Source organism: Marinifilum caeruleilacunae, assembly GCF_013141825.1.
GTDB lineage: Bacteria > Bacteroidota > Bacteroidia > Bacteroidales > Marinifilaceae > Marinifilum > Marinifilum caeruleilacunae.
Genome location: NZ_RZNH01000055.1, coordinates 17,455 through 27,123, shown reverse-complemented (window position 1 = coordinate 27,123; position 9,669 = coordinate 17,455). Strand labels below are relative to the sequence as shown.

Sequence of the window (9,669 nt, the reverse complement as noted above, 5' to 3'; positions counted from 1 at the left end):
TCATTAACTTTTATTTAAAGCATTTAGCACATTTCTAACCTACATTTGTAATGTACAAAACAGAGAAGTTTTTTCATAGAATTAGATTTAGGTTAGTAAATAGTGGTTAGAAGAAAATCCCGGACTTATGAGTTCGGGATTTTTCTTTTCTAAAAAGGATTCCATTTCCTTAGTCTTAGACTCTGCAAACTAATTTACTCATTCACTATATTTCTGTTATCTTTGTCAATCAAATTAGAAGAATATGGCATTTTTTAAGTTTATCCTTATTGCTGTTGGTGTTTATTACCTGCTAAAATTGATCATTCGCGCAATGTTCCCATTTTTGGTACAGAAAACTTTTGACAAAATGCAACAAGAAGCAAACAGACAGCAACAAGAACAAGAAAAAAAAGAAGGTGAAGTAAGCATCGATAAAAATCCAACCAACAAATCAAATCCTAAGAAAAAGGATGTTGGCGATTACGTGGATTTCGAAGAAGTGGATGAATAAAAATCCATTCTTCCGCTACGCAAACGATAGTAGATCACTTGTCAAGAATTAATTAATCAAAAACACTAGAAATTAATGATATGGAAAAGCCAACCAATGGCTTTTTTTGTATTTTTGTGTTTCGTTCAAATTAAAATAATAAACTCAAAATATAAAATTTATGGCTCAGGAAGATGTTTTCAAGAAACTGGTTGCCCATTGTAAGGAGTACGGATTTGTATTCCAGTCGTCAGAAATTTACGATGGATTAAGTGCTGTTTACGATTACGCACAATTGGGTGTTGAATTGAAAAACAACATCAAAAAATACTGGTGGGATTCAATGGTAAAATTACACGAAAATGTAGTCGGAATCGACTCTGCAATTTTTTTGCACCCTACCATTTGGAAAGCTTCGGGCCACGTAGATGCTTTTAACGATCCGTTGATTGACAACAAAGACTCAAAGAAACGTTACCGCGCTGATGTTTTAATTGAGGATTTGATGGCGAAATTCGAAGCCAAAATGGATAAGGAAGTTGCCAAAGCAAAGAAAAAATTTGGCGATGCCTTCGACGAAGAACAGTTTAGAGCTACCAACCCTCGTGTAAAAGCAAACAAAGAAAAAATGGATGCTGTTCACAAGCGTTTTGTTGATGCTTTGGATAAAAACGACCTTGAGGAGTTGAAGCAAATCATTATCGACAACGAAATTGCTTGTCCGATTTCAGGGACTAAAAACTGGACCGATGTTCGTCAGTTCAACCTGATGTTCTCAACCGAAATGGGTTCTACTGCCGATGGAAGTAGCAAAATTTACCTTCGTCCGGAAACTGCACAGGGTATTTTCGTAAACTACCTAAACGTTCAGAAAACGGGTCGTATGAAAATTCCTTTCGGGATTGCTCAAATTGGGAAAGCATTCCGTAACGAAATTGTAGCTCGTCAGTTCATTTTCCGTATGCGTGAATTTGAGCAAATGGAGCTTCAGTTCTTTGTGCGTCCGGGTGATGAAATGAAATGGTTCGAAAAGTGGAAAGAAACTCGTATGAGCTGGCACAAAGCCTTAGGTTTTGAAGATAGCAAGTACCGTTTCCACGATCACGATAAGTTGGCTCACTACGCCAATGCTGCAACCGATGTTGAATTTAAATTCCCATTCGGTTTTAAAGAGGTAGAAGGTATTCACTCACGTACCGATTTCGATTTAAGTCAGCACCAGGAATTCTCTGGAAAGAAAATCCAGTACTTCGATCCTGAATTGAACAAAAGCTATGTACCATATGTAGTAGAAACTTCAATTGGAGTTGACCGTATGTTCCTTCAGATTATGTCGGAAGCTTATGCTGAAGAGAAAATCGAGAAAGAAGATGGTAAAACCGACGAACGTGTTGTGTTAAGATTACCAGCTGCTTTGGCGCCAATCAAATTGGCAGTGATGCCTTTAACGAAAAAAGATGGTCTCCCTGATAAAGCTCGTGAAATTATCAACGACCTGAAATTTGATTTCAATTGCCAGTACGACGAAAAAGACTCTATTGGTAAGCGTTACCGTCGCCAGGATGCCATTGGTACTCCTTTCTGTGTAACTGTTGATCACCAATCATTGGAAGACAATACCGTTACCATTCGTCATCGCGACAGCATGGAACAAGAACGTATCGAGATTTCTAAATTAGCTGAAATCCTTGATTCACATGTAAGCATGAAAGCTTTATTCAAGAAATTGAAATAAGCCGATCTTATGATATTCGAAAGCCATTCTCTATTGAGGATGGCTTTTTTTATGGAAGAGCTTTTCACCCAAAGTATTCACTATCTTTAGGCTTAGCATTTATAAAAGTCTTCCATTATGCCCAAACTTACATTTGCCGCCATACAAATCAACAATATCGATGCAAGAACAATTGCCGAACGAGATGCCAACCTTTCTCGCGCCAAGGCATTGATCGATGAGCTCGATTCAGTAGACCTCATTGTTCTGCCCGAACTGTTCACCAGTGGATATTCGCGCGAAACTTTCGATAGGCTTGCCGAATTAGCAGAAGATATAAATGGCAAAAGCTTTCAATTCTTTTCAGAAATTGCCCAAAAGAAAAGCTCTTATATCTCCTATGGATTTCCTTTGAAAAAAGACAATCAGTATTTTATCGCGCAAGCGGTAATTAACCCCAAAGGCGAATTGGAGTGCATCTATTGCAAGCAGCATATGGCACAATTTGGCAATTCTATGGAAAAGGAATATTTCCAAAGAGGAGATCAACCTGTAAGTTTTGAGATCAATGGCATCAAAATAGCAATCATCATTTGCTACGACATGCGATTCCCGGAACTGACAAGAAGTTTGGCATTCGATCACGACATTGATTTTCTCATTCACCCCGTGGCCTTTTACAAGGACAATAGTTTTCCTAGTTGGCATCATTTTGTGATTACCCGCGCCCTGGAGAATCAAATTTACATGCTGAGCCTTAACCGAGCCGGAGAAGAATATGGCAATTCTATTTTTTGTCCTCCATGGATTGATTACCATGTTTCCCCTACAACTCTTCAGGAACAGGAAGAAATTATCATTCGTGAAATTGATAGCCAGACCATTCAAAAAGTGCGTGAAGAATATCAGTTTAGAAAGGATAGAAAAAAGAATTATTAACTAATTTAGAGGCTTCTTAAAGGATAACACAACTAAACCACTAACTAACAGATGAAACAAATCTTAACGCTTTTACTACTTATGGTAGTAAGTCTTTGGCAGGCCGATGCCTGTACCACTGCCGTGATATCTGGCAAATACACAAAAGATGGTCGCCCAATGATCTGGAAACTTCGCGATACCGAAAGTTTTGAAAACAAAATGAGGTATTTCACCGATGGAAAATATCCTTACATTGGATTGATTAACTCGAACGACGAAAATGGGGAACAAGTTTGGGGAGGATCGAACGCGATGGGTTTTGCCATTATGAATTCGGCATCTTTTAATGTAAACATGCAGGACACCACTTCATTGAAAGACCAGGAAGGAAAATTCATGAAACTGTCTCTACAGCAGTGTGCAAACCTGGAAGAATTTGAACAACTATTAAAAGAAACCCCAAAACCAATGGGTTTGGCTGCTCATTTTGGTGTATTAGATGCCGATGGAAATGTGGCTTTTTACGAAGTAAACAACCGTACTTTTACAAAATTCGATGCAAACGATCCGGCACAAGCGCCAAATGGTTATATTTTAAGAACCAACCATTCATTCACAGGAAAAAAAGATATCGGTTACGGATTTATCCGCTTACAAACTGCACAGGATATCTTCTACCAGGCCGATGCTTGCGGCGATATGAGCGCCAGAACAGTAATTCAGAACTTCTCGAGATGCTTAAAGCACCCTGTTTTAAAAAGAGATTTCAGAAAAGAGTTTGAAACCGTTCCTTATGGCGAAAACTTTGTAAACTCTGGCGATTTAATTACCCGTCATGGTTCTTCTTCTATGATTATGATTGAAGGTGTAAAAGAAGGCGAAGACAAGGAAATGGCTACCATCTGGACTCAGGTTGGTTTCCCAAATACTTCTATTGCACTGCCTGTTTGGGTAAAAGGTGGTAAAAATTTGCCTAAAGTACTTTTGGCCGATGGCAAAGAAAACTGTCCGTTAAATGCCATGTCGATGGAACTAAAAGATCGTTGTTATCCGATTAGCCGTTCGGCAGGATACAAATATTTGAAAGTATCGGAACTGATCAATGCAGAGAAAACCGGAATCATTCAAAAGCTGGAAAAAGCAGAAGAGAAATTGTTTGAAAAGGTTGAAGCTCAGCAAGAAAAATGGAGATCGGCGAAAGCCAGTAAAAAAGAGATCGAAGAATTGTACAATTGGTTAAACAACTACACCATTGAAACCTACGACGATTTGTTGGAAGTAGAAAAATACCTGAAGTAGAAATCTATTCGGAGCATAAAGCACTAAAATAATATTAAGTGAAGCACAGGGCAATTTTGTTCTGTGCTTTTTGTATTTTAGAGGCTGAATTTAAAATTACGAATGATCAATGATGAATTACGAATCAGGAATATTCAAAATTGATTTGCCATACTGCTTCATTCGTAATTCGTAACTCATAATTCGTAATTGAAATGAACTTTAAGTCGATATTTAAGTCCGCATTACCTCACCTGGTATCCATTCTGGTATTTTTAATTGTAGCATTTATGTATTTCCAACCTGCATTGGAAGGAAAACAATTCAAAAAAGGCGATTCTATTCACGCCTGGGGAGCCAAAAAAGAAATTATTGATTTTCGTGAGAAAACCGGTGAAGATGCCTTATGGACCAACTCCATGTTTGGTGGAATGCCATCCTATCAAATTAATGTGGATTACCAGGCAAAAGACATGTATACCTTTAAAAAGATGATGGAACTGTACACTCCAGATCCTGTAAAATATCTCATTCTGTACATGATCGGCTTTTACATTCTGCTCATTAGTTTGCGGGTAAATCCCTGGCTATCGATTGCCGGCTCAGTGGCATACGCATTTTCAACCTATTTTATCATTATCATTGGGGCAGGTCACTTGTGGAAAGTAAATGCACTGGCATTTATTCCCCCGGCACTGGGTGGAATTCTCATGGTTCTCAGGGGAAGGTATATCTGGGGTGGAATTATTGCCACTTTCTTCCTGATTATGGAACTGTACTCCAATCATATACAAATGACCTACTATTTCTTGTTAACAGTAATTTGTATCCTGATATTTGAGTTCTACCAACAGTGGAAAGATCAGAAGCTGAAGCAATTTTTTAAAGCAATTGGTGTTCTGGCCGTTGCATCGGTGATTGCTTTGGGAGTGAATTTCACCAACCTGTTTAGCTCATACGAATACAGCAAATCGACCATTCGTGGCAAATCGGAATTAAGCCTGGGCAATAAAGACAACCAAACCACTGGTGTTGATAAAGATTACGGAACCATGTGGAGCTACGGCATACAGGAAACTTTAAGTTTGCTGATTCCAAATGCAAAAGGTGGTGGTGGATCGCCACAGGAAGGCATTCAGGTTTTGAACTATGTGAATGGCGGACAGATAAAATCGGCTGCCGATTATTACGATATGGAGCAGGTGAAAAATCACCATTACTGGGGAAATCAGATCTTCACAGTGGGTCCGGTTTACCTTGGAGCTTTCATTCTGTTCCTCTTTATTTTAGGGTTGTTTATTGTTCGAGGAAGATTGAAATGGGGATTGTTAACGGCTAGTATTTTAGCCATTATGCTTTCCTGGGGACACAACTTCCCTGCCCTGTCGCATTTCTTCTTCGATTATGTGCCACTTTACAACAAGTTCCGAGCAGTATCATCAATCCTTATAATTGTTGAGCTTTGCGTTCCATTGCTGGCGATTTTAGCACTTAAAAAAATCATCGAAGAACCCGAAGTACTGAAGAAGAAGATTAACATCTCATCACTGAAATTGAACGTATTGGTGCTTCCCTTTGTTTTAACAGGTGGTGTAGCAATATTATTATACCTGCTTCCTACTCTGGCTTTGGATTTCTTTAGCGATATCGAGAAAAATTATTTTGCACAAATCAGTGCTTCCAACCCCAATGCGGTTTCTTTTATCACGAACATTCAAAACGATTTGCGCGATGCACGAATCGATCTGTTTAAAGCTGATGCCTTAAGAACCGTTCTTTTTGTGGTACTTGGAGCTGTCTTGCTTTGGGCATTTTCAAAAGATTACCTGAAAGCAAAACTCTTTATCCCTGCGGTAATTGTTCTGATTTTGGCAGACCTGTACCCTGTAAACAAGCGCTATACCACTAATGATGCCTTTGTTGAGAAAAAGGATTTAAAATTGGCTTACATGCCAAATATGGCCGATTTCCAGATTCTGCAAAATGAAATCAGGAACAATCCGGAACTTAAAGCAGTAGCAGAACAAGCTCTTAAAGATTACAGCAGACAAAACCGAAAAGCTTCTGATTACGAAAAGGTAGCTGCGCAAATTTGGGCCGTAACCTACAACACCAACTACAGGGTTTTCGAACAAATTGGTGGTCCATTCCAGAATGCACGTCCGTCCTACTTCCACAAATCCATTGGAGGATATCATGGAGCCAAATTGCGTCGCGTTCAGGAATTGTACGAATACCATATCGAAAAAGGCAATATGAAAGCCTTGAACATGCTGAATACAAAATACGTGATCAGTCAGGGCGAAAAAGGTGTGCAGCTAAGCATTAATCCTGGTGCTTTGGGCAATGCCTGGTTTGTAAATTCTTACAAACTTGTTCAGGATGCAAACGAAGAAATCATGCTTTTAAACGCATTCGACCCTGCCAAAGAGGCCATTGTTGATCAGCGTTTTAAAGATCAGTTGAACGGGTTTAGCATTCTTGCTGATTCAACTGCAAGTATCGGCATGACCAAATATTCGCCAAACCAGATCAGCTACGAGTACCAGGCAAAAACAGAGCAGTTGGCAGTTTTCTCTGAAGTATATTACCAACCAGGTTGGAATGCTTATATCGATGGTAATCCTGCACCGCACTTTAGAGCAAACTACGTGTTGCGTGCCATGAAATTACCAGCCGGAAAACACAAAGTGGAGTTCAAATTCGAACCTAAAGGATACATCATTGGAGAGAAAATATCTCTTTCAAGTATGATTCTGTTTTTCCTTCTTGCTTTGGGTGCAATTGTTTTGGGTATTAGAAACTATCAAAAAGAAAATGCATAAAGGATATACCAAATCGCAGCAGTTTGTAAACTTTATGCAGAAAATTGTATTTCTGCATATTGTCCTGTTTTTCATGCGCTGGTTCTATTTCTTTATGGAAAAACTGGTGCCTAAAAACAAGAGAATTGCCCTCTTTTTTCTGACCGAAAAAGTACTTTTCGACAATTCGAAATACCTGTTCGAATACATGAGGGTGAAAAATGATTTCAACAGCATTCTTTTCACCACCAACAAGAAATTGTACAAACAAGTAAGTGAAAAATACCCTGGCGAAATTGTGTATGCTTTATCGCTAAAGGGATTTATCCTCTTTCTCAGAAGCAAACATGTGATCATATCCTATGGCATTAGTGCTGCGGCATTTGCACCATACTACCTGCATAAAAAGTGCAAAAACATCATCTATTTGGGGCATGGTACACCCATGAAAAAAATGGGTTTGCAAACCGCTGTATGGAGAAAATATGGCAAACACAAACAGTTGCAAGGCTACTCTTACATGGTAGGAAGTTCGCCGCTGGAACAAATCATTCATGCTGCCGGATTTAATATGGACATGAACGATGTTTGGGTTACCGGATTGCCTCGAAATGATTATTTAACCGATCAGCAAAAGCTAAATACCGATTTGCTTTTAAAGAATCCATTCCTCGATCGAAAAATTATTCTTTATGCACCAACCTGGCGCGAAGAAGGGCATAAAACACACTTTTTCCCTTTCGGGGATTTCGATGCAGATCAATTGCAAAAATTCCTTGAAGAAGAAGATGCATACCTCCTGGTTCGCGGGCATAAAGAGGATATCAAACGCAAATCGCTTCAGAAAACACACGACTTTTTCTCTGTTGAAAGGGTAATTAAAGCCGATCAGGACAGGTTTGAGGATGTATACGATTTGCTTCCTTACGTCGATATTTTGGTGACCGATTATTCTTCACTATGGATCGATTACCTCTTATTGGACCGCCCGATTGTATTCCTTCCGTACGATCTTGAAGAATACAGCCAATACAAGGGCTTTTTTATCGATTTTGATGAGAACTCGCCTGGAGCGAAATCAGAGAGCCAAAAAGAGTTTATTACCCACTTAAAACGATATTTCGATCAGCCACAAACTCACGCCAAGTGGCGTAAGAAAATTCGCGATATGTACCATACCTACCAGGACAATGGCAGTTGCGAACGCGTATACAATGAAATTCGAAAATTGAATCAGTAAATGAATCTTAATAAACATTCGAAACCAGTTATCTTTCTAACTACCCTCTTGGGTTGGATTTTTTTAGTTCCATTAAGTTACCTATTTCCCAAGAAGAAAAACCTAATGGTTCTAATGGGAGCCAAAGATGGTTTCTTTAACGACAATGTAAAATTTTTCTTTCTTTACCTATCGGAAGAAAGGCCCGAACAGGAATTCTATCTACTTACGGCAAACAAAGATGTTTATGCCACACTAAGCGAGAAGTATTCTAATATTTTATACTATCCGTCGTGTAAAGCTTATTGGGTAATGCTGCGAAGCAAAGTGTTTGTGGTAGATAACTTCTCGTGGATGGACAATTGCCGTTTTCAACTGTTTTGGAGGGCTAAAATTGTGCAAATCTGGCATGGAATCGGTTTCAAAAAAATTCAACGAAGCAACAAATTTTTCATCCAGGAAACCAGCTCCTTGTACCGACGATTCATTCTCAATTTTGTTGGAAAATTACCCAAATACCAGGCCGTAATCTCAACTGGTGAATTCTTTACACGAGAATTTTTCAAACCTGCATTTTTAAGCGATCACTTTATCGATACAGGTTACCCCAGAAACGACATCATTCTTCACCCAACAAAATATCAAAATGCACTTCTGAATTCCGATATAGAAACCATAAATAAGGTGTCCGAAATGCGTGAAAAAGGGATCAAATCGATACTATACGCCCCAACCTTTCGTGATACTGGCGGAGATGGAATATCCGACGGAATTCTGGATTTGAAATCATTGAACGAGTTTGCATTACAGAACGATTTCGTTTTTGTATTTAAGCTACATCCATTGCCACAATACCAGTCGATTGCCGATAATTTTGAAAGAATTATTTGGTACGACAATGTAAAAGATGTGTACCCATTCCTGCCCGAAACAGATGCCATGATCAGCGATTACTCTTCCATTTACATGGATTTTATTTTGCTGAATCGACCCATTTTCTTCTTGCTTTACGATCGGGAAAAATACGAAACCAAAGATCGGGAATTGCATCCTTTCTTCAACGATTTTATTGTTGGACCAATATCTACCACGCAGGCAAAATTGCAGGCTGATTTGATTCAAGGCTTAAAAGTTGAAGATACTTTTACAACCAAAAGAGAAGAAATCATTCAGAAATCATACGACAATATCGACGATAAATCTTCCGAGAGAATTTATAAATTCATTCAGGAGCACTATCTTAGTTAGAAATTGAAATCAT

Annotated in this window: 7 protein-coding genes; all 7 read left to right on the top strand. The window is 38.8% G+C overall.

Annotated elements, in window-relative coordinates:
* The first annotated feature begins 244 nt into the window (after positions 1 to 244).
* Entirely contained in the window at positions 245 to 493 is a 249-nt protein-coding gene (locus ELS83_RS20645) for a DUF4834 family protein (RefSeq protein WP_171597447.1), read from the top strand.
* Between the two features lie 160 nt (positions 494 to 653).
* The gene (locus ELS83_RS20640) at positions 654 to 2,207 is read left to right on the top strand and encodes a glycine--tRNA ligase (protein ID WP_171597446.1); all 1,554 of its coding nucleotides are present in this window, start codon (positions 654 to 656) and stop codon (positions 2,205 to 2,207) included.
* Between the two features lie 117 nt (positions 2,208 to 2,324).
* The gene (locus ELS83_RS20635) at positions 2,325 to 3,125 is read left to right on the top strand and encodes a carbon-nitrogen hydrolase family protein (protein ID WP_171597445.1); all 801 of its coding nucleotides are present in this window, start codon (positions 2,325 to 2,327) and stop codon (positions 3,123 to 3,125) included.
* A 51-nt stretch (positions 3,126 to 3,176) separates the two neighbouring features.
* Entirely contained in the window at positions 3,177 to 4,406 is a 1,230-nt protein-coding gene (locus ELS83_RS20630; RefSeq protein ID WP_171597444.1) for a carcinine hydrolase/isopenicillin-N N-acyltransferase family protein, read from the top strand.
* A 194-nt stretch (positions 4,407 to 4,600) separates the two neighbouring features.
* Complete coding sequence (locus tag ELS83_RS20625; protein WP_171597443.1) at positions 4,601 to 7,210, top strand: YfhO family protein; 2,610 nt, start codon at positions 4,601 to 4,603, stop codon at positions 7,208 to 7,210.
* On the top strand, positions 7,203 to 8,429 hold the full coding sequence (locus tag ELS83_RS20620; protein WP_171597442.1) for a CDP-glycerol glycerophosphotransferase family protein: 1,227 nt from the start codon (positions 7,203 to 7,205) through the stop codon (positions 8,427 to 8,429). The genes ELS83_RS20625 and ELS83_RS20620 overlap by 8 nt, the downstream gene beginning before the upstream one ends.
* Entirely contained in the window at positions 8,430 to 9,656 is a 1,227-nt protein-coding gene (locus tag ELS83_RS20615; RefSeq protein ID WP_171597441.1) for a CDP-glycerol glycerophosphotransferase family protein, read from the top strand.
* Positions 9,657 to 9,669 lie beyond the last annotated feature (13 nt).